Annotated in this window: 24 protein-coding genes; 15 read left to right on the plus strand and 9 right to left on the minus strand. The window is 40.7% G+C overall.

All coding sequences use genetic code 11. From position 1 onward, the window contains the following. Positions 1–151 precede the first annotated feature (151 nt). Complete coding sequence (ahcY, locus tag FTU75_RS01670; protein WP_180039608.1) at positions 152–1,534, minus strand: adenosylhomocysteinase; 1,383 nt, start codon at positions 1,532–1,534, stop codon at positions 152–154. 236 nt (positions 1,535–1,770) lie between these two features. Between ahcY and FTU75_RS01675 the strand changes: the two genes are divergently transcribed. From FTU75_RS01675 to FTU75_RS01685, 3 genes are all read left to right on the plus strand, one after another. Beyond that, positions 1,771–2,073, plus strand: a complete 303-nt coding sequence (locus FTU75_RS01675) for a hypothetical protein (protein WP_111883908.1) — start codon at positions 1,771–1,773, stop codon at positions 2,071–2,073. A 34-nt stretch (positions 2,074–2,107) separates the two neighbouring features. Then, a complete protein-coding gene (locus tag FTU75_RS01680) occupies positions 2,108–3,055 on the plus strand; it encodes a DUF4424 family protein (protein ID WP_180114911.1) in 948 nt (315 codons plus the stop codon). A 65-nt stretch (positions 3,056–3,120) separates the two neighbouring features. Further along, the gene (locus FTU75_RS01685) at positions 3,121–3,645 is read left to right on the plus strand and encodes a cysteine peptidase family C39 domain-containing protein (protein WP_078192083.1); all 525 of its coding nucleotides are present in this window, start codon (positions 3,121–3,123) and stop codon (positions 3,643–3,645) included. Between the two features lie 64 nt (positions 3,646–3,709). Here FTU75_RS01685 and FTU75_RS01690 read toward each other — a convergent pair whose 3' ends face one another. From FTU75_RS01690 to radA, 6 genes are all read right to left on the minus strand, one after another. Continuing rightward, positions 3,710–4,222, minus strand: coding sequence for a tetratricopeptide repeat protein (locus tag FTU75_RS01690; RefSeq protein WP_078192082.1), 513 nt, complete (start codon positions 4,220–4,222; stop codon positions 3,710–3,712). A 102-nt stretch (positions 4,223–4,324) separates the two neighbouring features. Further along, positions 4,325–4,663, minus strand: a complete 339-nt coding sequence (locus tag FTU75_RS01695) for a DUF3325 domain-containing protein (RefSeq protein WP_180114913.1) — start codon at positions 4,661–4,663, stop codon at positions 4,325–4,327. Next, the gene (locus tag FTU75_RS01700; protein WP_180114915.1) at positions 4,660–6,411 is read right to left on the minus strand and encodes a PepSY domain-containing protein; all 1,752 of its coding nucleotides are present in this window, start codon (positions 6,409–6,411) and stop codon (positions 4,660–4,662) included. Before FTU75_RS01700 ends, FTU75_RS01695 begins: the two co-directional genes overlap by 4 nt. 1 nt (position 6,412) lies before the next feature. Beyond that, entirely contained in the window at positions 6,413–6,760 is a 348-nt protein-coding gene (locus FTU75_RS01705) for a hypothetical protein (RefSeq protein WP_078192079.1), read from the minus strand. Between the two features lie 202 nt (positions 6,761–6,962). Beyond that, on the minus strand, positions 6,963–7,964 hold the full coding sequence (locus FTU75_RS01710; protein WP_180020733.1) for a Tim44 domain-containing protein: 1,002 nt from the start codon (positions 7,962–7,964) through the stop codon (positions 6,963–6,965). A 123-nt stretch (positions 7,965–8,087) separates the two neighbouring features. Beyond that, a complete protein-coding gene (radA, locus tag FTU75_RS01715; protein WP_180114917.1) occupies positions 8,088–9,476 on the minus strand; it encodes a DNA repair protein RadA in 1,389 nt (462 codons plus the stop codon). A 185-nt stretch (positions 9,477–9,661) separates the two neighbouring features. On the opposite strand from radA, the gene FTU75_RS01720 reads away from it, so the two are divergent. Further along, positions 9,662–10,189: a hypothetical protein gene (locus FTU75_RS01720; RefSeq protein WP_306669976.1), complete on the plus strand. Its 528-nt coding sequence runs from the start codon at positions 9,662–9,664 to the stop codon at positions 10,187–10,189. 75 nt (positions 10,190–10,264) lie between these two features. Here the strand turns inward: FTU75_RS01720 and FTU75_RS01725 are convergent, their stop codons facing one another. Further along, a complete protein-coding gene (locus tag FTU75_RS01725; protein ID WP_180114919.1) occupies positions 10,265–11,626 on the minus strand; it encodes a sodium:alanine symporter family protein in 1,362 nt (453 codons plus the stop codon). Between the two features lie 333 nt (positions 11,627–11,959). Between FTU75_RS01725 and FTU75_RS01730 the strand changes: the two genes are divergently transcribed. The 7 genes from FTU75_RS01730 (at position 11,960) to FTU75_RS01760 (ending at position 18,610) form a co-directional block, all read left to right on the plus strand. Beyond that, positions 11,960–13,363 carry an amino acid permease gene (locus FTU75_RS01730; RefSeq protein ID WP_078192075.1) on the plus strand — a complete coding sequence of 468 codons (1,404 nt, stop codon included), beginning with the start codon at positions 11,960–11,962 and terminating at the stop codon, positions 13,361–13,363. Positions 13,364–13,707: 344 nt separating this feature from the next. After that, positions 13,708–13,917, plus strand: coding sequence for a lipoprotein (locus FTU75_RS01735; protein WP_373685839.1), 210 nt, complete (start codon positions 13,708–13,710; stop codon positions 13,915–13,917). A gap of 24 nt (positions 13,918–13,941) precedes the next feature. Then, entirely contained in the window at positions 13,942–15,186 is a 1,245-nt protein-coding gene (lysA, locus tag FTU75_RS01740) for a diaminopimelate decarboxylase (protein ID WP_078192073.1), read from the plus strand. A 13-nt stretch (positions 15,187–15,199) separates the two neighbouring features. Next, positions 15,200–16,045 (plus strand): diaminopimelate epimerase, encoded by an 846-nt coding sequence (dapF, locus tag FTU75_RS01745; RefSeq protein WP_180114923.1) that lies wholly within the window; start codon positions 15,200–15,202, stop codon positions 16,043–16,045. Between the two features lie 85 nt (positions 16,046–16,130). Continuing rightward, on the plus strand, positions 16,131–16,964 hold the full coding sequence (locus tag FTU75_RS01750; RefSeq protein ID WP_180114925.1) for an enhanced serine sensitivity protein SseB C-terminal domain-containing protein: 834 nt from the start codon (positions 16,131–16,133) through the stop codon (positions 16,962–16,964). Positions 16,965–17,035: 71 nt separating this feature from the next. Continuing rightward, entirely contained in the window at positions 17,036–17,959 is a 924-nt protein-coding gene (locus FTU75_RS01755) for a tyrosine recombinase XerC (RefSeq protein ID WP_180003344.1), read from the plus strand. A 279-nt stretch (positions 17,960–18,238) separates the two neighbouring features. Continuing rightward, positions 18,239–18,610: a hypothetical protein gene (locus FTU75_RS01760; RefSeq protein WP_078192069.1), complete on the plus strand. Its 372-nt coding sequence runs from the start codon at positions 18,239–18,241 to the stop codon at positions 18,608–18,610. 465 nt (positions 18,611–19,075) lie between these two features. Here FTU75_RS01760 and FTU75_RS01765 read toward each other — a convergent pair whose 3' ends face one another. Further along, positions 19,076–19,570 carry an Lrp/AsnC family transcriptional regulator gene (locus FTU75_RS01765; RefSeq protein ID WP_078190405.1) on the minus strand — a complete coding sequence of 165 codons (495 nt, stop codon included), beginning with the start codon at positions 19,568–19,570 and terminating at the stop codon, positions 19,076–19,078. Between the two features lie 113 nt (positions 19,571–19,683). On the opposite strand from FTU75_RS01765, the gene FTU75_RS01770 reads away from it, so the two are divergent. The 4 genes from FTU75_RS01770 to FTU75_RS01785 all read left to right on the plus strand — a co-directional run bounded on the left by FTU75_RS01770 (position 19,684) and on the right by FTU75_RS01785 (position 23,437). Further along, positions 19,684–20,289, plus strand: a complete 606-nt coding sequence (locus FTU75_RS01770; protein WP_078192068.1) for a LysE family translocator — start codon at positions 19,684–19,686, stop codon at positions 20,287–20,289. Positions 20,290–20,816: 527 nt separating this feature from the next. Beyond that, the gene (locus FTU75_RS01775; RefSeq protein ID WP_078192067.1) at positions 20,817–21,569 is read left to right on the plus strand and encodes an electron transfer flavoprotein subunit beta/FixA family protein; all 753 of its coding nucleotides are present in this window, start codon (positions 20,817–20,819) and stop codon (positions 21,567–21,569) included. Positions 21,570–21,587: 18 nt separating this feature from the next. After that, positions 21,588–22,520: an FAD-binding protein gene (locus FTU75_RS01780; protein ID WP_111883923.1), complete on the plus strand. Its 933-nt coding sequence runs from the start codon at positions 21,588–21,590 to the stop codon at positions 22,518–22,520. Positions 22,521–22,981: 461 nt separating this feature from the next. Then, positions 22,982–23,437 (plus strand): hypothetical protein, encoded by a 456-nt coding sequence (locus FTU75_RS01785; protein WP_257223681.1) that lies wholly within the window; start codon positions 22,982–22,984, stop codon positions 23,435–23,437. Positions 23,438–23,889 lie beyond the last annotated feature (452 nt).

A 23,889-nucleotide genomic window follows, 5' to 3' on the forward strand; every position in this document is an offset into this window, starting at 1 on the left:
ATTTGTTTACCCTCTCCCTGACCTCTCCCAAAGGGAGAAGCGACTTCCATTATGAAAGTAATAGTGATTTGGAGTTAACATCAAATTTGCTTTCACAATGAAGAGTTCCCTCTCCTTTTAGGAGAGGGTTAGGGAGAGGTATTTATAAAACTTAGTATTTATAAGCCTCAGCTTTGAACGGGCCTTCAACTTGAACACCGAGGTAATCCGCTTGTTCTTGAGTCAAAGTCGTTAATACGCCACCGAAACCTGCAACCATTGCAGCAGCAACTTCTTCGTCTAATTTCTTAGGAATAAGTTCTACGCGGATCGCAGCTTGTTTTTGATCTTCAGGAAGATCAGCAAATTTTTCAGCGAATAGGTGCATTTGACCCAATACTTGGTTAGCAAAAGAACCATCCATAATACGTGATGGGTGACCAGTTGCATTACCAAGGTTCACCAAACGGCCTTCAGAAAGAAGGATTAAGTAATCGTTTTCATTTTCTGTACGATACACTTGGTGAACTTGTGGCTTCACTTCAACCCACTTGTAACCACGTAAGTAATTTGTGTCGATTTCAGTATCGAAATGACCGATGTTACAAACTACAGCGCCAGCTTTTAATGAATCAAGCATTGCAGCGTCACATACGTGGTAGTTACCAGTTGTTGTTACGATCAAGTCAGTATTTTGAAGAAGATCAAGGTTGATGTCTTCTTTCTTACCCGTTTGAATGCCATTTTTATACGGAGCAACAACTTCGAAACCGTCCATGCATGCTTGCATTGCACAGATAGGGTCAACTTCAGTGACACGTACAATCATGCCTTCTTGACGAAGTGATTGAGCAGAACCTTTACCTACGTCACCATAACCGATTACAAGCGCACGACGACCAGATAAAAGCATATCTGTACCACGTTTGATTGCATCGTTAAGTGAGTGACGGCAGCCGTATTTGTTGTCGTTTTTAGACTTAGTGACAGAGTCATTTACGTTAATTGCTGGAACTTTTAAAGTACCGTCGCGGTGCATTTCGTAAAGACGTTGAACACCTGTAGTGGTTTCTTCTGTAATACCGTGGATTTTAGCAATCACTTCAGGATATTTTTCGTGAACAAGCGCAGTTAAGTCACCGCCATCATCCAGAATCATGTTTGCATCCCAAGGTGTACCGTTCACATTGATTTGCTGTTCAAGACACCACATGTATTCTTCTTCAGTTTCGCCTTTCCAAGCAAATACAGGAATACCTGCAGCAGCGATTGCAGCAGCAGCGTGGTCTTGAGTAGAGAAGATGTTGCATGAAGTCCAGCGTACTTCTGCGCCCAATTCAACTAGAGTTTCAATTAAAACTGCAGTTTGAATGGTCATGTGGATACAGCCAAGGATTTTCGCACCAGCAAGCGGTTTAGCCGCTGCATAGCGTTTGCGAAGACCCATGAGGGCTGGCATTTCTGCTTCTGCGAGTTTGATTTCTTTACGGCCGTAGTCAGCTAGTGAAATGTCGGCAACTTTATAATCTGTAAATGAAGCATTAACCGCGTTCATCACGATCTCCTTAATAAAAACAATTGATCATTATGTTCGCGGATGCCGTTGTTGATTGGAACGAGTGTCCAACCGAATCGTCGAGCCTAGCGATCTTATATTTAGTGCCTATAAGAAAGTCGCAGCATCCCTCGACTAGGGCAGTATTGTACTTGGAAATAGAGTGAGTTCCAATCAAAAATTGGTTAATATGTAGATGAATAATCTGATAATAAAAAGATAATAACGTACGTATCATGAATATATTAAAATTTAATATTTTCCTAGTTTTACTCGTATCTTCACAAGCTGTCTCAGCAAGGCGAGGCGACTTTTCACCACAAGATATTTTTTTTCTGCCTTTAATTTTGATTGGGGTTTTATCCTTATTTAAATTTTCAGGCTTTATTGAAAATTATACGAAAGGCTTAAATTTAACCCTTAGAGTAGTCATAAAAGCAGTGAGTTTTATTATTTTGATTGGCATCATTGCCCTTATAATTATCGGGATAGGGCTAATTTCTGAGTATATTCCTGAAAAATGGTCGATGATATTCTAGTGCAATTTTAAATATAAAAAATTGGAAGCTAATAATGAAAAAATTAACTGCATTCATATGCTTGTGTTTTTCAGCACTAACATATGCCAACGATTCAACAGGCTATGTGGCAACAGGCGGTGTGAAATACCTGAAAAATAAAGACATTCAAATGTTCAGTGAAGACCTGTTTATTAGTAAAAAAATCATCAAGGTCGATTACCAGTTCAAAAATTTAAGCAATAAAGATGTGACTGAAACGGTCTTATTTCCGCTGCCAAAAGTTGAAAACTTCTTTGAATCTGATTTTGCCAATACTGAAAAATTGCTAAAAAGTTTTAAAGTTCAGGTGAATGGAAAAACGATTCAGCCTGAAATGCATGTGCGCACTTTTATTCAAAAAGATGAAAAAACAGCCCCGATTGATATGACGGAGAGTTTTAAGCAATGCGGGTTTACGGAAAAAGACATGCTGAATCCGTGGAGCAGGCAAGATGATGAATATGAAACACTCGAGACAAAGCTCAGAAACTGTAAAAATGCAGCACTGCAAAAAATCTTGCCCAAAGATCCGAGTGAAGTCATTTCATGGTCATCTCAGGTAATTTACAGCTGGAAGCAAACCTTTAAAGCCAAAGCATTTACTCGCGTACAGCATCAATATGCACCGCTGGTGGGTGGCTCTGTGGCGTTATATCCAGATGAGTATAATCAACAATTTTGTATGGATAAAAACTTTAAGGCAGGACTCAGAAAGGCCAAATCACAGCATGCACCATTTCAAGCTTTGGGTTATATCTTAAAAACAGGTGCCAATTGGGCAAAACCTATTCAAGATTTTAAACTGACGATTGAGCGTGATGCAGGAGAGCTGGTTTCTTTTTGCTGGGCAGGAAAAGTGAAGAAAATCAGCGCTACGCAGTTTCAAATGGTTGAAAAGAATTTTGTACCTAAACAAGATTTGGACATTATTTTTGTACATGTGAAATCAGGTCTGGATTAAAACTTGCAGGCAAAACCACTTTGATTTGTTTATCATCGTCCATAAGCAATTTTGAGTTTTGATATATGTCGATGGAAATACCTGATGAATTGGCAAATTTAGAAGCCAACGGGGGCATTTATGCGGTGTGGATGTTGCTGCAGCACTTAGGTATAGATGCAGATATTCAGCAACTCATCGAAGTTTGCGCTTATGACGCTGACCATGGCACAACAACCATTGGTTTAGCTGTAGGACTGAAAAAGTTTGGTTTTCAAGTAAAGTTTTACACAGAGCATGATCCTGAGCTGCAGGACAGTGAAAAACGCAGTTATGCAGAAGCAGACCAATTGGAACTGCCTATATTGCCTGCAATTGGCTATGCACAAATTCAGCAGGCTTTTGAACAAAATCAGTTTGTGATTGTGTATTACGATACTCTAGAGGGCGTGGGGAACCATTCTTTGGTGTATGACATTGACGAAACTGAAATTAGTTTCTTTGACAGCTTTGATGCCATGCCAGCAGATGTATTTGAACAGCAGCGTGGGGCAGAGGGCATTTGCCGACAAGTGATTACTGTAGATGTAAATGACTATGTGGCGAGCTGAGCCATTTTGTTAAAAGCAAAAAGCCCATCATGAGATGGGCTTTATTTTTTAGAAAAAAATTGGATTACTGCTCAGCCACATCGGCTTTTTCATTCCAAAAATCTGCTTTTTCTTCATCAGCGTCGATGCCTAAGCCATTGGCATAAATAAAGGCTAAGTCACGCATGGCCTGAACTTCACCTAATTTTGCAGATTGTTCAACCAGTTCAATGGATTTAGCGACATCTTTTTCCACCACATCGCCGCGACGGTAAAAATTGGCCAATTCTAAAATTGCAGCAGGATGGTCATGTTTTGACGCTTGTTCTAACCAGCGGTGCGCATGCTCAAAATAGGTTTTAGATTCTTCAGGATCTTCTTCGAGCATGTCTTTGGCATAGACTGCATAGCCTTCACCCAGCCAATACATTGCTTCTACATGACCTAACTGAGCTGCTTTGAGTGCCCATTCTTCAGCAAGTTCAACATGCTCATCATTTTCACTTTGCATATAAATTTCAGCCAGTTCAAATTGAGCATCTTTATTGCCTGCCATAGCGCGGTTATATAAAGCAGGAGAGATTGAAAGTTCAGACATGTGTAATCCAAAAGAGCAGAATAGGCATAGCCTAATCGGTTGGCATGAAAAAAGCCAATCCGAAGATTGGCTTTCAATGTTTAGAGATCGTTGTCTAAAGAATTAAAATTTCAATAACACTGCAGACAATACAAATATGACAACTAATGCACCAATAATTTTCCAAAAATACTCAGCGATATAACTAATACATAGCCCGACAAATAAAGCCGCAATGGTCAGCGCGCCAAACCAATAACTGATGTTATTGCTCGGCGTGCCAAGTGAGAGGCAAAGTAGTAAGGCGATGATCAATAGCGCCCAGCCGACCAGCGTGGCTAAGCGTGTTTGACCCACACTTAACTCTTTGCTGTAGAACTGCTTTTGATGTTTAGACATGCTGCATGCCAAGGCAAAAAAACCTAAGCTACTCAGTGCCCAAATCAGGAGAAAGAACATCATGCTTCAACCTCCTTTGTGGCACGCGCTTTTTTAACAGGCAGTCCTTTATGCTTTTTCACTTTGTAAAATGAATAGGCAAACAAGATAGCCAAAAGCCACATTGCAAGATCAAAGGATGCAATCATCCATTGGCCATTTGCCATGGTATTCCAAAGCGCTTGACCACCAGTCATGAAGTTTACAATCGGCAGTAAAGCAAAAATTGCTGTGGCAAAAGCTAAAAGTTCTAGCCACGCTTGACGATGCGTATGGAACATCGCATAAACGAGCGTCAGTAGCCAAACAATAAAGAAACTACGAATTTCTAATTCCGAACGGTTTTCAAGCTGTGTGGGAATAAAACGGTTGGCATAGAAAAATGCTGTACAGGCAATGGGTAAACCAATAATCGCTGCAATATTGGTCACTTCAACCGTGCGGTAGCCAAATGATTTAAAGCCTTGTTTTTGCTGTTGCGGCGCACGTTTTACACACCACAGAATGAGACCTGTAGCGACCATCAAGGTGCCTACAATCCCTGAAATAAACAGCAGCCAACGTAGAGCTAAGTCTACACCACGTGCTTCATGCAGCGTAGTGACTACATTGTAAATACCCATCGGTACAGAAGGTTGCTTTAACTTGGCACTTTCGTCAGTTAAGTCTTTGCCAGTTACGCCATCAAATTGTTTACTTGCATAGATATTTCGATACGCGACACTTTCACCATGTAAGGCGCGTAGTTCAATTTTAGCTTGGTCTGTATTCGGTGCAATGATGCTAACGGTACTAATCGGATTAGTTTTCCATTCATTCTGAACCGCAGTCACGATCGGCGCTAAGTTGGTCAACGGCGCAGCAACGACAGGTTGCTCTTCACGTTTAGAGCGACGATCTCCTCGACCTTCACCACGGCTCTCAGCACGATTTTCGCCTTGGTTTTGTGCAGAATTGGCACGGGCTTGCTGTGGGCGTTCGCCACGTTCTTCACGTCCTTGAGCGGATTCACGTCCTTCAGGTTTATTTTCCTGAACCAATACACGATTTTGTTCTTGTAAAAATTGTCCACGGTTTTCATAAATACGCTCAATCCCCCAAGGCATGATTGTAAATAACAGCAGCAACAGGCCACTAAAGGTGATCATGATGTGGAAGGGAAGCGCAAATACTGCGGTTGCATTATGTGCATCGAGCCAAGAACGTTGTCCTTTACCTGAACGAAAGGTAAAGAAATCTTTAAAGATTTTTTTATGAGTAATCACACCACTAATGATGGCAACTAACATCAACAGTGTGGCTATCCCGACAAACCATCGCGTCCACATACGTGGCATACCATATAGTTCGAAATGGAAACGATAGAGAAAATTACCACCACGCGTATCGCGCGGCTCAAGCACTTCACCTGTAGCACTATCAATGTAAATTTGTTTACCACCACGGCGTGCACGAGGGTCTTCACCTTGTTCACGAACGGTAATTAAGGTGGCATTTTGACGTGTATTCGGCAGCAAAATATTCCAAGCACCTGCATTCGGATGATTTTGTTGTAAATAATTCAGTGCGACTTGAGTTTGTTGGACTTGTGAACTGGCTGGAACAGATTGATGCAGCTCAGGTGTCATCCAAACATTGATTTCATTTTTAAAGAAGCTTAGGGTCCCGGTCAGGAAAATTGCATACAGCAACCAACCTAAGATAAGGCTAGCCCATGTATGCAGCCAAGACATGGACTGGCGAGGTCCCTCTACTTTTGCATCAACACGCATTTTAGCTTCCCATCATCATGTAAATGGCATACAAACACACCGCAGGGATCACAATGCCTAAAGTTGCTTTGAGGGTTTTATTCACCATAAAGACCCAAATAAATGCACAGCTCCACAGGATAAATGCAATTAAAGTTGCACTCATGGCTGCACTTCCACGGTCTTCGCTAAACACATCTGCGATCACGATGGCCGATAGCATCGCGACAACATATCCGCCCACTAAAGCGAGGGCAAAGCGATAGAAAATCATCAAGCGATAGGTCAATAGAGAAGGAGTATCTTTACGCGTTTTAGGCAGCGCAGATGTGAGGGGTGTCACAAGTGCCTCAGGTGGTGAGCTATTCATAAAATACTTAAGCGCTTGGAAATTGTATTAAAGTTAATCTAAATGATAACAATTATTATTAATAATTAGAATAATGTATTCACAAAATTATTGATATTTCAGCATGCTGAGTAGAAATTGATTTAAAAAGAGGGGAAATAAAGGCAAAAAAATAGCGACCGAAGTCGCTATTTTAGAATGCAAGAATGCTTATGTGTCTACATTATTGTTCTTGTTGAATGCCTGCAACTAACCAGTCTTGATCAGAACCCGCAGGTTTAACAAAATGCCATACTTCAGCAAAAGGCTGTGGCAGGCTATTTAAGTCTTCACTTACAGTACCTGTAAAACGCACACTTACAACGTATTGACCATTTTCGTTAGCAGAATCGACCACCATAGCATTTAAGTTAGAAAACTCAGCAACGTCTTCATCTTTATTCGCCATAATGTCGTTATACATGGACTGGTAAAGATCAGGCGTTAAGTAACGCTGAATTTCAGAAATGTTGCTTGCCGTATTCATCGATTGAATGTGGTTAAAACGCTGACGTGCAACACGTAAAAATGTTGCTGGTTCTGTACCATCCGGCAATTGATTGCCGCTGTTGGTATAGGCAGCACCAAAAGGCGCGTTCGTTGCTGCAGCTGCACCAAATGGAGCATTTGAAGCTGCTGAATTACCGCCTACAGAATTACCAAAAATATTCGTATTGTCATTACCTGCACGAGGTGCGGCATTTTGCTGGCCAAACGGTGCATTGTTTGCACCGCTGTTTGGCGCATACGGATTGTTAGTGGCTAGTTTTTTTTTTGCGCCCATCTTACGGAAAATGAAGAAGGCAACAGCAGCGGCAAGTAAAATCCAGATCCAGCCTGGAATACCACCTTTCTCTTCCTGTTGTTGAGCTTGCGCTTCAGAAGCTGCTTGACCGTTATTGTCATCGGCCATCGCATTTGCAGCGACTGCACCAATAGCAGCACCAGCCACACCAGCAGCAACCATTCCGCCCACATTCGAGCCAGATTTTGCTGGAGCGCCAGCAGTTGCAGGCTGTTGAACAGGAGCAGATTGACGAGGTTGCTGATAAGACTGAGTTGGAGCAGCTTGACGGCTCATACCATGGCTTTTACCACCACCGGCACGTTTCGCTTCTGCAATCGGCGCTACCAAAAGGGCTGCTGTTAAAAGAGCAGTCATCAAACCACGCTGTCGAACTTCCATCAAATTTTCCTATATCTATATAAATTTAAAATAGCCTTCTAGTTATGCCGCCATTTGTACTGAATTTCAATAGAACATCGGTAAAAAATTGAAAATTCATTCAAAATAAACGATTCAACGTGACTAAGACTCATCGGTCAGCGTAATTGCCTGACTCAACGCCTCATGTAAACGTGCGACAGAAATAATCTCTACACCTGAAATAGGTTTTTGCGGTGCATTCCCACGCGGTAAAATAATGGTTTTAAAACCATGTTTAATGGCTTCTTTGAGTCTTTCCTGTCCATTGGGTACAGGGCGGATTTCGCCTGAAAGGCCGACTTCACCAAATACTGCCAAATGCTGTGGCAGGGCTTTAGCTCTTAAGCTAGAGGCGCAGGCTAAAAGTACCGCAAGGTCAGAACCTGTTTCTGTGATTTTTAAACCACCCACGACATTGACATAGACATCTTGTCCAGCGGTTTGTACGCCACCATGACGGTGCATAACGGCTAAAAGCATGTTTAAACGGTTTTGTTCTAAACCTAAGGCCACGCGTCGAGGTTGTCCATGCGCATCATCCACCAAAGCCTGAACTTCAACCAAAAGTGGGCGTGTACCTTCACGGCTAATCATGACAATGGAACCCGGAATGGCTTCATCATAACGACTCAGGAAAATAGCGGAAGGGTTTGATACCTCGCGCAGACCTTTATCAGTCATGCCAAATACACCAAGCTCGTTGACCGCACCAAAACGGTTTTTCACTGCACGAATCATACGGAAGCGCGAGTCAGACTGACCTTCAAAATACAAAACACAATCGACCATGTGCTCAAGCACGCGAGGGCCTGCCAAAGAACCTTCTTTCGTTACGTGACCGACAATAAACAGTGCAGTGCCACTATTTTTGGCAAAGCGAGTCAGGAGTGCAGCCGATTCACGAATTTGGGAAACACCGCCCGGCGCAGACTGGAGTGTCTCGGTGTATAGGGTTTGGATCGAATCTAAAATGGCAACGGCAGGGCGTTCATGTGCCAAAACTTCACAAATACGCTCGACACAGGTTTCGGCCATGACTTTGAGTTGATCGGTCGGCAAATCTAGGCGCTGGGCACGTAGAGCCACTTGAGACAAAGATTCCTCACCAGTGACATATAAGGCAGAACTTTTACTCGCCGCCATATAGGTTGCGGTTTGTAGCAAAATAGTGGATTTACCAATGCCGGGGTCACCACCAATCAGCACAACTGAACCTGTGACCAGTCCACCACCGAGCACACGGTCAAATTCACCAATACCTGTTGCCATTCGAGTTTCATGCGAAACTGAAACTTGATTTAAGGTGGTCACAGCAGCAGCTTGACCTGCATAGCCACCGCCCATTTTCGGCTGTGCACGGTGTGTAACGGCGGGTGCAATATTGATTTCGACTAATGAATTCCATTCACCACATTCGGTACATTGACCGGCCCATTTGGGATGATCAGCACCACATTGTTCACATCGATAGACACTTTTTGCTTTCGCCATAATATTTACTGTGCACAAACTCAAATTGAGTCACAGCATAGCGGTGAATACATCGAAAAACCAAGTTTTTATCGCATGAAATGGCTGTTGAAGGTCAATTGATGTCGTTTTATTTTCAAGAGCTGCACTTTTACATGGTAAGCACTTTATAATAGCGCATCATATTTTTTGAAATGGGTCACCACATGACTGAACTATTACGACATATCGATGCCATCGCACGTGAAAAAAATCGTGATGTGTTATTTGTGCATTTTGAAGAATATGATCATCAACATCCTGAAAAAAATACGGTGCGTAATGATGTTATGCACTGGTTTGACCTGCAAAATATAGATTATTTCCCTTGTATGGGGCTAGAAGGTGAGTCTTTGATCGATAGCTATACAGGTGATTTGTACCTTGACGTACCTTTTGATGAAAGCAGCCCTGCATATAAAACCCTCAGTGAATATCTTGAAGATGAACAAGGGAACATGAAAATTCAGGGGGTATTGTTCTTTTCTTTATCTTTGGAAATTGCCTTAGAAATCGAAGCTGATCTGATGGAAGTTAGTGCTGTAGATTCTGAATATGCTGAAAATGAGTTTGGTGACCAATTTGGTGAAGGCTTTATTGAAGATACTGAATCATATCCAAAAGATGAAGCAGCCAATGAAAGCAAGACGAAAAACGACAAATTTGATGATGGTCAAATTGGCACAATTCAATAAGTAAATATCGATTTTCAGTCCGAATAAAAAAGCCACGTGAATTCACGTGGCTTTTTGTTGAGCAGGATGCAGGTATTAGTACAACTCACCTGATTTACGACGTTCAATAAAATCTTTCGATTCTTTCACAATGATGCCTGAGAGCAATAACAGTGCAATACAGTTTGGTGCAGCCATCAAACCGTTAAATGTATCGGCAAATAACCAAACGAGATCGAGTGTTACGACACAGCCGACAAAGACTGATGCGATGTAAATTAAGCGATAAATCAGTACTGACTTTTCACCTAAGAGGTATGTACAGCATTTTTCACCATAATAGCTCCAACCCAGAATGGTTGAATAAGCGAAGAAAATAATACCGAAAGTCACGACCCAACCACCGAAGCCCGGAAGTAGTTTGTCAAAAACACTAATCGTCAGTACGGCACCCGTTTGATCACCAAAGCTTTGTCCTGCCATGATGAAGCCCATCACCAGTACGATACCTGTAATTGAGCAAACAATGATGGTGTCTAAGAACGTACCTGTCATAGAGACAAGACCTTGACGTGCTGGGTGGTCAGTTTTTGCAGCCGCAGCGGCAATAGGTGCTGAGCCCATACCTGCTTCATTAGAGAATACACCACGTGCCACACCATAACGAATCGCAGCACCAATCGCACCACCCGCAGCAGCTTCGCCCGTAAATGCATAGCTAAAGATCATTTTTAGTGCAGGGATCACCAATTCAAGGTTGGTGAAAATAATGATTAAGCCACCCAATACATAACCTACCGCCATAATTGGAACAATAAATGAAGAGGCTTTAGAAATGGATTTGATGCCGCCTAAAATAACGAGGGCAGAGAATATGGTGATGACGATTGCAGTGGTGAGTGTGCTGATCCCTAAGCTGTTTTGCACAGCAAGCGCGACAGTATTGGACTGTACTGAGCTACCAATACCAAAGGATGCCAAAGTACCAAATAGGGCAAATACCACTGCCAACCATTTCCACTTAGGCCCAAGTCCACGTTCGATGTAATACATCGGACCACCGTTCATTTCGCCATTTTCATTTTTATGACGAAACTTTACAGCGAGTACACCTTCACCATATTTGGTTGCCATACCAAAGAGCGCGGTTATCCACATCCAAAACACTGCGCCCGGACCACCGAGCACACAAGCGGTGGCTACACCAGCAATATTACCTGTACCAATGGTGGCAGAAAGTGCGGTCATAAGTGAGGCGAAATGAGAAATATCGCCATCATGTTGATTGGCTTTAGGATGCTTGCCAAAGACTTGTTTGAAGGCGAAAGGCAACATGCGAAATTGCCAGAAAAGTAGTCGGAAGGTGAGGAATACACCTGTTCCGACAATGAGGACCAACATGTACGGGCCCCAGACCCATCCACTGAGTGTTTCCATGATATTTTGAATGTCTTGCATAGTATCTTCTTCTTATCGGCCCTGAGTGAGTGAATGCTACATTTTTGATATCTGTAGCAATTGATATGCCATTGTTTGAAACTTCCATGATATTTGGCATAATTTTTTTATCGTTGGTAAAATATTTTTTGCATAAAATTTAAGTTATTACAAGTAAATTGTTGTTTTATTGGTCGCTTTAAAATGTGAGCTGGCGCTAAGATTTTTATATATAAGAAAAATAAATTAACTTTGTCACTTAATCCGAAAATATAGATGATGAAAAATAATTTTGTATTTTCTGAAATTTTTACGTTAATTTGTCGCAATTGGAACGCGAAGTTGAATTAAATAATGTCAAATGAAATTCATGGATCGCACGCTGATAGCGGCGATTTGAAACGAAGCTTGTCCAACCGACACCTGCAATTGATTGCGATTGGTGGTGCGATTGGTACAGGTTTATTTATGGGGTCAGGAAAGACCATCAGTTTAGCTGGTCCGTCCATCCTTATTATCTATATGATTATTGGTTTTATGGTTTTCCTCGTCATGCGTGCATTAGGCGAGTTATTACTATCAAATCTTGAATATAAATCTTTTATCGATTTTGCAACCGACTTAATCGGCCCGTGGGCAGGCTATTTTGTGGGTTGGACCTATTGGCTGTGCTGGATCACTATAGGGATTGCAGATTTATCGGCCATTATTTATTACCTGCAATTCTTTAATGGAGGTAACCCGTTCTCGCCCGAAGAAGGGGTGATGATCAGTGTTGCCGCCATTGTTTTTATCATGGGTTTAAACCTTGTTACGGTTAAACTTTTTGGTGAATTAGAGTTTTGGTTTGCACTGATTAAAATTATTGCAATCGTGGTGCTCATTGGTGTCGGTCTTTGGATGATCTTTACCGGTTTTACCTCATCGACAGGTGAAATCGCATCATTCACACATTTATGGTCACATGGTGGTCTATTCCCAACAGGAGTAACTGGCTTCTTGGCAGGTTTCCAGATCGCCATTTTTGCCTTTGTCGGCGTAGAACTCGTGGGTACTACGGCAGCAGAAACCAAAGATCCAGAACACAACTTGCCTAAAGCTGTGAACTCGATTCCGATTCGTATCATTATTTTCTATGTGCTGGCACTTGTGATTGTGATGTCCGTTACGCCATGGAATGCCATTGACCCAAGCATTTCACCATTCGTGAACTTGTTTAGCCAAGCCGGTATTGCTGCTGCTGCGATTATTATGAACTTGGTTGTGTTGTCATCAGTTATGTCATCGATGAATAGTGGTGTGTTCTCGACTTCACGTATGTTGTTTGGTTTATCTCGTGAAGAGCAAGGTCCAAAAGCGTTTGGCCGTCTAAACTCACGTGCAGTTCCGGCAAATGCGTTATATTTCTCGGCAGTTTGTTTGTTGTTAGGTGCTGCATTACAGTATTTCGTACCGAACACTGTTGAAGCCTTTACATTAGCAACCACACTTTCTACGATTTTATTTATTTGCGTATGGCTCATGATTATCTGGAGCTATATCGTTTACTATAAAACTCGTCCTGAGCTGCATGCGAAATCAACCTTTAAATTACCAGGTGGCTTATATACTTGCTGGCTTGTGATTATCTTCTTCATCGGCATGATTTATGTCTTGTCGCTAGAAGCAGATACCATGAAAGCGCTCATGGTGAGCCCAATTTGGTTCATCATTTTGATTATTGGTTATTTTGGTTTTTATAAGAAAAAGCACCATTAATTTACATTTTTGATCTGATGTAAAAACATAAAAAGTTGCTCCTGAGGGGGCAGCTTTTTTATTTGGATATGGACTTATTTTAAGTTAAAACAGACTGTTTATTAGCGTTTCGATTTGTATTAAACAGCATTCAAATTGATAAGCTATTTCAGTGAAATCAATAGCCTGATCGAGCTAGAAATATAGACAAATAAGGATTGAAAACAGCACCATCAAATTTTGCTTAAATTTAGTGCAGAATGGCAAAAAGCTCACTTGGATTTACAGGGCTTTTCTTTTATCCGCGGGTTGATCACGTTATACTCGGAAAAATCTTTTCATTAGGTACGTTTATGTATCGTTTTATGAATTATAAAATTATTGTATTAGCAAGTGCTGTGCTGCTGACCGCTTGTGGTCAGTCTGGTGCATTGCATTTACCTTCAGATGCAAATGCAGATAAGCGCGCAAAATATCTGATTTATCCAAATACGCCTGCACATCAAAAGCAGGAAAAACAAGCGGCTCCTGTTGCAACTGAATCGGAATCTTCAAATTCTAACCCTACACCTTAATGCTTTTATAGAAAGGATACTTTCATGAGTTTCACCCGTACGAATGGGGTATTGCATGCAGAGCAATGTTCTTTACAACAGCTTGCACAGCAATATGGCACACCGCTTTATGTTTATTCAAAAGCTACTTTTGAAAAGCATTATTCAGATATGGATCGTGCATTTAGCTTTATCGACCATCAAATTTGTTTTGCGGTAAAGTCAAACTCTAATCTTGCGGTGTTAAACGTACTTGCCAAGCAGGGCGCTGGTTTTGATATCGTGACGGGTGGTGAACTCGCACGTGTATTAAAAGCCGGTGGTGAAGCTTCTAAAATTGTATTCTCTGGTTTGGGTAAAACTGAAGCCGATATCCAAAAAGCGTTGGACGTGGGTATTGCATGTTTTAACGTAGAATCTCATGCAGAGCTAGATCGAATCCAAAAAGTTGCTGCGGCAATGGGTAAGAAAGCACCGATTTCATTGCGTGTAAATCCAGATGTGGATGCCAAAACCCATCCTTATATCTCTACGGGTTTAAAAGAAAATAAATTCGGTATTCCTTCAGACAGCGTTTTTGACACCTATGCATATGCAGCGTCGTTGCCAAATCTTGAGATTGTCGGGATTGATTGTCATATCGGTTCACAGTTGACTGAAACTCAGCCTTTTGTTGATGCACTTGATCGTGTCATTGTGATGATCAATCAACTGAAAGAGATGGGTATTCAGCTAAAACACATTGATATTGGTGGTGGTTTAGGTGTGACTTACAAAGACGAAGTTCCGCCTACCGTTGAAGAATATGCTCAGGCAATGCGTCCGGCTTTAGAAAAATTAGGCCTTAAGGTGTATATGGAACCGGGTCGTAGTATTTCTGCAAATGCAGGTGTGTTGTTAACTAAAGTTGATTTACTCAAACCGACCAATCATCGTAATTTTGCCATTATTGATGCTGCTATGAACGACTTAATCCGTCCTGCTTTATATGAAGCATGGATGGATATTCAGGAAGTAACGCCTCGTACTGATACAGATAAGAAAGACTGGGATGTTGTTGGCGCGATTTGCGAAACCGGTGATTTCCTTGGTAAGCAACGTCAGTTGGCGATTCAAGAAAATGACGTGCTTGCAGTATTGGGTGCGGGTGCTTATGGTTTTGTCATGAGCTCAAACTACAACAGCCGCGGACGTGCTGCTGAAGTGATGGTTGATGGTGATCAGTCTCATTTGATTCGTGAGCGTGAAACCATTGAATCATTATGGGAACGTGAACGTTTATTGCCTTAAGGAGAAATTCGAGATGTTATTAGAATTTACCAAAATGCATGGCCTTGGCAATGATTTTATGGTGGTCGATCTAATTAGCCAATGGGCTTATTTAGATACAGTGACGATTCAGCGTTTGGCCGACCGTCATTTTGGTATTGGTTTTGATCAGCTTTTGATTGTAGAGCCACCTGATTTGCCTAATGTCGATTTTAAATATCGTATTTTTAATGCAGATGGTTCGGAAGTTGAACAATGTGGTAATGGCGTACGTTGTTTTGCACGCTTTGTGCATGAACGTAAGTTGACCAGCAAAACCAAAATCAAAGTACAAACCAAGTCAGGTATCGTAGAGCCTGAATTAGGTGCGAATGGTTGGGTGCGCGTTAATATGGGTTATCCACGCTTTTTGCCGCATGAAATTCCATTTATTGCGGAAGAACCTGAAAACTTATACGACATAGCATTGGCGAATAATGAACAGCTCACCATTGATGTAGTGAGTATGGGTAATCCGCATGCAGTGACGATCGTTCCTGATGTCATTACTGCAGACGTCGCTAAAATTGGTCCACAAGTCGAATCGCATGAGCGTTTTCCACAGCGTGTAAATGCTGGCTTCATGCAAATTGTGGATGAGAAACATGCACGCCTACGTGTATTTGAACGTGGTGTCGGTGAAACCATGGCCTGTGGTACAGGTGCTTGTGCAGCGGCAGTATCAGGTATGCGTCGTGGTTTATTAGCCAATTCGGTCGAAATAGAGTTGGCAGGTGGTAAGCTGCAAATTGAGTGGCAAGAAGGTGGTGTAGTCTGGATGACTGGACCAACTGCAACAGTTTACGAAGGACGCTTAGATTTAAGCTACTTCCAAGGTTAAAATCAAAGCCCTGATCCATTCAGGGCTTTTTTTCATAAAATAAAAAGTGAATAAAAAATTATAATTCAATGGGATTGTAGTCAACATGGAACAAATAAACGAAGAAATAAAAGAAGAAATCTTAGAGCAACTTTTTCATAAAGCTTTACATGAACCTGCGTATCGACCCGAATTTTTAGCTCAATTATTAGCGGCCAATGTGTATTGTGTGGGAACAACAGGGGGACGTGATTCACGTATTGCCGAAGCTTTGATCTTGGATGAGGGCGGCAGTGTTCAATTGAAATCATGGGAAGATGAAACTTATGATTGCGTCATCCCGTTTTTTACTTCTTTGGAAAAAATGCGGTTGGCAATATCTGAAGAGGATTCGTATATCCGGCTACCAACCAAGGCATTATTTGAAATGACCATTGGGGCAAGGCTTGTATTGAATCCACAATCACCTGATGCGACGAAGGACTTTGTACCAGAAGAAATTCAACATTTGCTGAACGGGCAGTATATTCAGCCCTCAGAAAACTATGAAGTTACGGAAGATACGGAAGTTTTAATTGGTCAGCCGGCAGAATATCCGCAGTTTATGATTGATCAATTAAGCATTTTTTTTGGCACAGAGCGTGTGGTAAAAGCTGCCTATTTGGCGCAAATGCTGAATGAAGCTCGAGATGATTCACCAACTTTGTTGATCGGACTAGATTTAGAAGCAGGGTTATCTGAACAACAAATTCAAGATTTGCACAGTAAAATTGGTCGTATCACACAGGATAGTTTAAAAGAGCAATGCCCAGTGGATTTAATCCATGTCAATCCACACAGTGTGGATGGTGTAGAAGGGTATTTGCTTAATGAAACGCAAGCTTTTTACCAACGTGTTGATGGTAAGCCTAAAGGGTTCTTTGCTAGACTCTTTTCATAAAATAGATATGTAAAATCGCTTTAGAGAACGTACCACAACGCTAAAGCACATGTTGAAATGGGAGAAGACAGATGACGATGGATCAGAGTCAACTACTGACTATGTGGTTGAAGGAACGTGAAATTCAAAATCAGTCTAAACATACATTGCAAGCGTATGAGCGTGATGTCAGTGATTTTCTCCAATTTTGTACAATACGCAACTTGCCACTGCATGATGTTGAAAAGTCAGATCTGCGTGAATTTGTTGCTCATAAAGTGGAACAGTTTCAGCTCAGTCCAAGTAGTTTGCAGCGCATGTTATCTTCGATACGCCAATTTATGAAATGGGCAGAACAAGGAAATTATCTCAATTTTAATCCTGCAGATGATTTTCAGCTCAAACGCCAATCACGTCCTTTACCAGGATTGGTCGATATTGAAACCATTAAACAAATCATGGAACAGCCCGAGCCGGAAAGTGAAACTCAACGGCAACTTTGGATACGTGATAAAGCGATTTTGGAGTTGCTCTATTCAAGTGGTTTACGTTTGGCAGAAGTGCAGGGCTTAACCATTCGAGATATTGATTTTAATCGCCAACTGTTACGTATTACGGGTAAAGGGAATAAAACGCGCATTGTACCTTTCGGTTCTAAAGCCAAAGAGGCTGTGATGCATTGGTTGCAATTATATCCTGCATGGCATGGTGATTTTGTCCCAGAAGCCCAAGTTTTTATCACTCAAAAAGGCAATCCACTAGGGGTAAGACAAATAGAAAATCGAGTTAAATTTCAAGCTCGACGTGCAGGTGTAAATGTCGATTTACATCCGCATTTATTACGACATTGCTTCGCTAGCCATATGTTGTCCAATAGCGGTGACTTGCGTGCTGTACAAGAAATGTTGGGGCATAGTAATTTAACCACTACACAAATTTATACCCATGTGGATTTTGATCGATTGGCACAAGTTTATGATCAGGCCCATCCAAGGGCACAGCATAAAGATTCGTAACAATTGCAAAAACGACTTTGGTACTCAGTGGTCTAAATTTTGCTTAAATTTACAGGCTAGATTTCACATTTTATATCCTAAAGTGGTCTACTTCATGAAAATTAAATAAGGATGTGAAAAAATATTGGTAAAATTGACCGACATTTTGAACTATTGTCGCATTATAAAAATTCAAATTATCGGGTATAAAAATTGTCCATTATTGAATTAACGTAAGTGCTGAAGTGAAATTCGCCATTTACTAAATTGCTGTACCGTTAAAAATATATAGGCCATACCATGATTTCAGATATTCAAGAAAAATATGACCAGTTAAATGGTCAGCAAAAAGAAATTTTTGCAGGATACGGCTTACGCCAGATCAAACACTTTGTTGAAATCAGTTTGCCTGAAGTAGAAGCTGTATTGCCTGAAGGTGCGCAGCTACAAGGGATTAATGCCGATGGTAAAGTTCAGGCGTTTAATGCGGTGACGGGCCAATACTTTATTTGGATTTCGGATAAACAATGGCAGCTTACCAATAAAGCAACTGCTAAATTTGACAGTAAAGAAGATGCCCTCACCATTTGGCGTATTTTTGATTTGGCAAAGTATGAACTTATTGACCTAAGCCACATCCATCGTGACTTTTTGGAAAATCAGCCAGCCTAAACCATTGGTCAAATAAACAACTCAAGGGCTATCTTCATTGGTTTTGGATGTTTAGCCCTTATATCACTCGCTCCATGACATGTTGAGATGCTTGTGAGCAGAGCGTTAGAGTGTTAATATTCTTTGCAAAGCTTAATTGCTTAAACAAAAATTTCTAAATGCCAATCCGTTTTGCTGCTTAGTAATTCAATTCGTTTAATTTTGATAGCGAGAGCCTGTCAATCCAATCAATGGTTTTCCTACTTGAGCAATTGAGCTCAAAGACCTCCTAGATATTTCCCATTTAATTGCTGCAAATATGCCGCAAATTATTATTTTTCTTTGCTTATAATATAAGTAAATACCGCATTGCTAGGTATTTGGATTCGAGGCTGTGAAGGTAATCCGTCACTACATTGCCAAGCTTGTAGTTTCAGCCTCGTCGTTTCTGATGCTTGAGTTGTTCCTTGGCAGACCAATTTCTGTTTATAAATCTTCTAGCGGTAACTGGAAGCTTTGTTTGATGATTTGGCTTGGTAAATCAGTCTTTACACTGGTGATGCCATTTTTCTTGGTTAAGTGAGTAGACTGAAATTTGCGGTAACTTTCTAGGTCAGGCACCACTACTTTGAGCATTGCATCGCACTCACCCAAAATAATGTAGCACTCCATGACTTGAGGAAGTTCTTTCATCGCTTCGATAAAAGTATCGATGGTTTCAGCATCTTGCCCAGTCAACCAAATACGAGAGAATAAAATCAATTGAAAGCCAATCTTTTGTGGATCGACCACGGTGGTGTAATTCTGAATCACACCTGCTTCTTCGAGTAATTTGACCCGACGTAAACAAGAAGAAGGCGAGAGTCCAATTTCCTTGGCTAAGTCATTATTTTGCATGCGGCCATTATTTTGAAGTGCGCGAATGATATTTTTATCAATACGATCTAGTTTAACTAGAATTGACTTAGAAGATGTCTTCATAAAATAGAATATAATTCTAAAAATAATATCTATTATAGAATATTTGATATCCTATTTTAAAGCGATTCAAACATACTAATTTCACTTTCAGGACATAGAAAGGGAAAATTGAAATGTCTGTATTTGCTTTGTTTGCCTTAACGGTAATTCCCCTTATTTTCACACCAGGACCCGATATGCTTTTTATCCTGTCACAAGTGATGGGTAAGGATGCAAAAGCAGGCATGATGGCAACAGTGGGGGTGTGCTCAGGTTATTTGGTTCACTCGATTTTGGTGGCATTGGGTATTGCTGCGATTATCGTGTCATTTCCACTACTGTTTGAAACAATCCGCTGGTTGGGGATTGCTTATCTTTTATATTTGGCAACGCATTTGCTGCGTTCAGTATTTAGCAGTAAAAAATTAAGTATTGAGAAAAAGTCAGCGTCCAACCCGATAAAAAAAGGCTTTTTTACGGCTTTACTGAACCCGAAAGGAATGTTGATATATTTTGCAATTTTGCCGCAATTTATCGATAAATCAGCGAATACCGTGAGTCAAGGTTTGATTTTGTCCTTCATTTTTATTGGGCTGATTTTTGTGGTGTATTGTAGTTTGAGTGTGGTCTTTGCACGTATTACACAAAAAACTGAAATTGATGAACGCAAACAAAAGTGGATCGATGGTACATCAGGCGGTTTATTGGTTCTTGCTGCGACATGGTTAATTGCCAATTAAAAACAGCAAATGTAAATAGAAATAATTGCCTTAACTAAAACCTTCGTGAAGGCGGAGGTTTTTTTATATGTGGTGAATATCGACACATATTAAGAATAAGAACAGGAGAAAAACCCACCAATTAGCTTCGGAAAAGTGAAATTAGCGCTAAATTCATTATGCTTCTATCTTAAATGACAAGTTTAGATATGTTGCCGAATGTGTAGAGGGAAAGCTCTATTTCAGAAAGATTGATCGAAAATTGATATTAAATCAGATCTTTTGATGAGCTAAATCAAGTAAAAAAATAATAAAAATCAATGCTTAAAAAATAACTGAATAATGCGTTTTTTTGGATAACTGAACCATTCTTTAAAAAATGTGAACGATAAGTTCAAGGAAATTACGCTTTTTTACAGGTCTTTCGATAATTGTGACTTGACCGAAATGCCGTACACATTGCAAGATAGGGCACCTAAAAAATTTAAAGTGAAGAGTTAATATAACTTTTCTCAACATTTACATTTGCTAAAACAGCCGAGGATTACATGAAGGCTCTTGTTGCTGTAAAACGTGTGGTTGATGCCAACGTTAAAGTTCGCGTTAAGCCGGACAACAGTGGTGTTGACTTAACGAACGTTAAAATGTCAATTAACCCATTCTGTGAAATCGCAGTGGAAGAAGCGGTTCGTTTAAAAGAAAAAGGAACTGTTTCAGAAATCGTTGTTGTTTCTATTGGTCCTAAAGAAGCTCAAGAACAAATCCGTTCTTCTATGGCGCTTGGTGCAGACCGCGGTATCCTTGTTGAAGCTGACGACAGCCAGTTAGGTGCACTTGAAGTTGCAAAAATCCTAAAAGGTGTTGTAGACGCTGAACAACCTCAATTGATCCTTCTTGGTAAACAAGCAATTGATGACGACTCTAACCAAGTTGGTCAGATGCTTGGCGCGCTTTTAGGTGCTGGCCAAGGTACTTTCGCTTCAGAAGTTAAAGTTGAAGGCGACAAAGTACAAGTGACTCGTGAAATTGACGGTGGTTTACAAACTGTTGAACTTGCACTTCCTGCAATTATCACCACTGACTTGCGTTTGAATGAGCCACGTTATGCTGCTCTTCCAAACATCATGAAAGCGCGTAAAAAACCGCTTGATACTAAGTCACCTGCTGATTATGGCGTTTCACCTGCGACTAAGCTTAAAACTGTTAAAGTTGAAGCTCCTGCAGAACGTAAAGCGGGCGTACAAGTGAAGTCTGTAGACGAGCTTGTAGATAAATTGAAAAACGAAGCGAAAGTGATCTAATACAGAAGGATAAAAATCATGAGTATTTTAGTTATCGCTGAGCACGACAACAAAGCACTAAATGGTGCAACTCTTAACGTTGTTGCTGCAGCGCAAAAAATCGGTGGTGATATCACTGTATTAGTAGCTGGTTCAGGCGCTCAAGCAGTTGCAGACCAAGCAGCTAAAGTTGCGGGTGTAAGCAAAGTATTACTTGCTGACGACGCTGCTTATGCTAATCAATTGGCTGAAAACGTTGCTAAATTAGTTGCTTCTATCGGTGCGGGTTACACTCACATCCTTGCTGCTTCTACGACAACGGGCAAAAACGTACTTCCACGTGCTGCTGCGCTACTTGACGTAAGCATGATCACTGACATCATTGCTGTTGAAGGTCCTAAAACTTTCAAACGTCCAATCTATGCAGGCAACGCGATTGCAACTGTAGAGTCTGGCGAGTCTGTTGTAGTTGCGACTGTTCGTGGTACTGCATTTGATGCTGTTGCAAGCGAAGGCGGCTCTGCTGCAGTTGAAGCTGTTGCATCTACTGGTGATGCTGGTATTTCTAAGTTCGTTTCTGAAGAAATCGTGAAATCTGAACGTCCAGAATTAACAGCTGCGCGTATTGTTGTTTCAGGCGGTCGTGGTGTTGGTTCAGGTGAAAACTATCACACTGTACTTGATCCATTAGCGGACAAGCTTGGTGCTGCGCAAGGCGCATCTCGTGCAGCAGTTGATGCTGGTTTCGTACCAAACGATATGCAAGTGGGTCAAACAGGTAAAATCGTTGCTCCTGACTTGTACATCGCTGTAGGTATCTCTGGTGCGATTCAGCACTTGGCAGGTATGAAAGAATCTAAAGTGATCGTTGCGATCAACAAAGACGAAGAAGCGCCAATTAACTCAGTAGCTGACTACTGGTTAGTGGGTGACTTGAACACTGTAGTTCCAGAATTAGTATCTAAAATCTAATTTCTGAACACAGTTCAAGACGCTCCTAAGCTTATGGCTTAGGAGCGTTTTTTATTGCGGAATGAATAGTCTGGTAGATCTTCTTGATCATGCTTAATCGATTAACCATACGTGAATGTACATAAATATGCATTGCACTTTTATTTTTCATATTTATGAGAGTGGTGGATTCTTAATTTCGTACTTCAAAATTCTTACGATATTATTTCTTGTTGTCAGTATTAGGCACTACTGTAGCGTAAGCTAAACGTATGTTGAAACTTAAATGGTAAGTAAGCAGGAGCAATCGCTTGGTAATAGGATGGAAATTAATAAATTATAAAAATACAAAGATTTAAAAGAAAATAATCAAGACCTATTCTTCAACCTTGAATCTTAAACTTAAAGCAAGCTTAAAGGATTGTGTATTTTGTGTTAACATTGCTGTTTTATTGAACTTGCCCTTTAGGCGGAGTCTCCCTTTGAAATTTGATTTTCAGTTACCAGTCAGTGTATTGGTGCTGATGATCTGCTGTTTACTTTTTCCTGTTTTACAAAGTATCTCTTTTCCTTTATTTGATGGAATGACTGTTACAGCAGTTGAATCGGTCCAAGCATTGTTATTGCTGTTTTTTGCGATTTATACTTTTTTCTATATTCGACCACTTGAAATGCAAGATGGAAAGAAACAATTTTGGTTGTGGGCTGTCGCATGGTGGTTGTTGCTATTTGGTCGCAGTATTAGTTGGGGGCGTGACTATTTTCCTGATGTGCCTAAACCGTATTTTCGTTTAATTTCGGTATTCATGATTGCACCTGTGGTCTTTATGCTATTTTCGCCTTATTTGCGTCAAGAAATTGTACATAAACTAAAAACCTTGGCTTTGCCAATTTGGGCATTCGGCTTGGTGGGTGATATTGGGCTTATTTATTTCTGATGCAGTTGAGCATAGTCGAAGTCTTAGTTTTTTATTTTTGTACGATTTGGCTTATAAAGATTTCATCAAAGAAGTTTATGAATTTCCGCTTATTTTTGGTTTGTTTCTAACAGCATACCCATGGTTGCAGCATGATCATGTGCCTCAAGAATTAGAGGTCATGCAATATCATAAAGAGTGATTTTTATCACATTTATGCCCCTAAATTTGAAGCTTCGAAAAGAAATCTTTTGAACATTAAACAACCTCTATTCGTAGAGGTTTTTTTCACAGCAAATAAAATCAAAATGCTTAAAATAAATACAAAAAATCATGGTTCTAGTGCAAGATGATTGGCACAAAAATCAGGGTTTTTATGCTATACTGTCCCACTTGATTTTTGATATTGGTTCAGTGTTTTTTGAACTAATTTTTACAGATTTACGATATATAAATGCGGGCAGAATTCTGCT

Origin of the sequence: Acinetobacter sp. YH12140 (assembly GCF_013418475.1) — a bacterium.
In the GTDB taxonomy this organism is placed as follows: Bacteria; Pseudomonadota; Gammaproteobacteria; order Pseudomonadales; family Moraxellaceae; genus Acinetobacter; species Acinetobacter amyesii.

Bases quoted from the DNA above. Each gene is read 5' to 3' on its own strand.
- ahcY (WP_180039608.1), bottom strand. From the start codon at position 1,534: ATGAACGCGGTTAATGCTTCATTTACAGATTATAAAGTTGCCGACATT.
- FTU75_RS01675 (WP_111883908.1), top strand. From the start codon at position 1,771: ATGAATATATTAAAATTTAATATTTTCCTAGTTTTACTCGTATCTTCA.
- FTU75_RS01680 (WP_180114911.1), top strand. From the start codon at position 2,108: ATGAAAAAATTAACTGCATTCATATGCTTGTGTTTTTCAGCACTAACA.
- FTU75_RS01685 (WP_078192083.1), top strand. From the start codon at position 3,121: ATGTCGATGGAAATACCTGATGAATTGGCAAATTTAGAAGCCAACGGG.
- FTU75_RS01690 (WP_078192082.1), bottom strand. From the start codon at position 4,222: ATGTCTGAACTTTCAATCTCTCCTGCTTTATATAACCGCGCTATGGCA.
- FTU75_RS01695 (WP_180114913.1), bottom strand. From the start codon at position 4,663: ATGATGTTCTTTCTCCTGATTTGGGCACTGAGTAGCTTAGGTTTTTTT.
- FTU75_RS01700 (WP_180114915.1), bottom strand. From the start codon at position 6,411: ATGCGTGTTGATGCAAAAGTAGAGGGACCTCGCCAGTCCATGTCTTGG.
- FTU75_RS01705 (WP_078192079.1), bottom strand. From the start codon at position 6,760: ATGAATAGCTCACCACCTGAGGCACTTGTGACACCCCTCACATCTGCG.
- FTU75_RS01710 (WP_180020733.1), bottom strand. From the start codon at position 7,964: ATGGAAGTTCGACAGCGTGGTTTGATGACTGCTCTTTTAACAGCAGCC.
- radA (WP_180114917.1), bottom strand. From the start codon at position 9,476: ATGGCGAAAGCAAAAAGTGTCTATCGATGTGAACAATGTGGTGCTGAT.
- FTU75_RS01720 (WP_306669976.1), top strand. From the start codon at position 9,662: ATGACTGAACTATTACGACATATCGATGCCATCGCACGTGAAAAAAAT.
- FTU75_RS01725 (WP_180114919.1), bottom strand. From the start codon at position 11,626: ATGCAAGACATTCAAAATATCATGGAAACACTCAGTGGATGGGTCTGG.
- FTU75_RS01730 (WP_078192075.1), top strand. From the start codon at position 11,960: ATGTCAAATGAAATTCATGGATCGCACGCTGATAGCGGCGATTTGAAA.
- FTU75_RS01735 (WP_373685839.1), top strand. From the start codon at position 13,708: ATGAATTATAAAATTATTGTATTAGCAAGTGCTGTGCTGCTGACCGCT.
- lysA (WP_078192073.1), top strand. From the start codon at position 13,942: ATGAGTTTCACCCGTACGAATGGGGTATTGCATGCAGAGCAATGTTCT.
- dapF (WP_180114923.1), top strand. From the start codon at position 15,200: ATGTTATTAGAATTTACCAAAATGCATGGCCTTGGCAATGATTTTATG.
- FTU75_RS01750 (WP_180114925.1), top strand. From the start codon at position 16,131: ATGGAACAAATAAACGAAGAAATAAAAGAAGAAATCTTAGAGCAACTT.
- FTU75_RS01755 (WP_180003344.1), top strand. From the start codon at position 17,036: ATGACGATGGATCAGAGTCAACTACTGACTATGTGGTTGAAGGAACGT.
- FTU75_RS01760 (WP_078192069.1), top strand. From the start codon at position 18,239: ATGATTTCAGATATTCAAGAAAAATATGACCAGTTAAATGGTCAGCAA.
- FTU75_RS01765 (WP_078190405.1), bottom strand. From the start codon at position 19,570: ATGAAGACATCTTCTAAGTCAATTCTAGTTAAACTAGATCGTATTGAT.
- FTU75_RS01770 (WP_078192068.1), top strand. From the start codon at position 19,684: ATGTCTGTATTTGCTTTGTTTGCCTTAACGGTAATTCCCCTTATTTTC.
- FTU75_RS01775 (WP_078192067.1), top strand. From the start codon at position 20,817: ATGAAGGCTCTTGTTGCTGTAAAACGTGTGGTTGATGCCAACGTTAAA.
- FTU75_RS01780 (WP_111883923.1), top strand. From the start codon at position 21,588: ATGAGTATTTTAGTTATCGCTGAGCACGACAACAAAGCACTAAATGGT.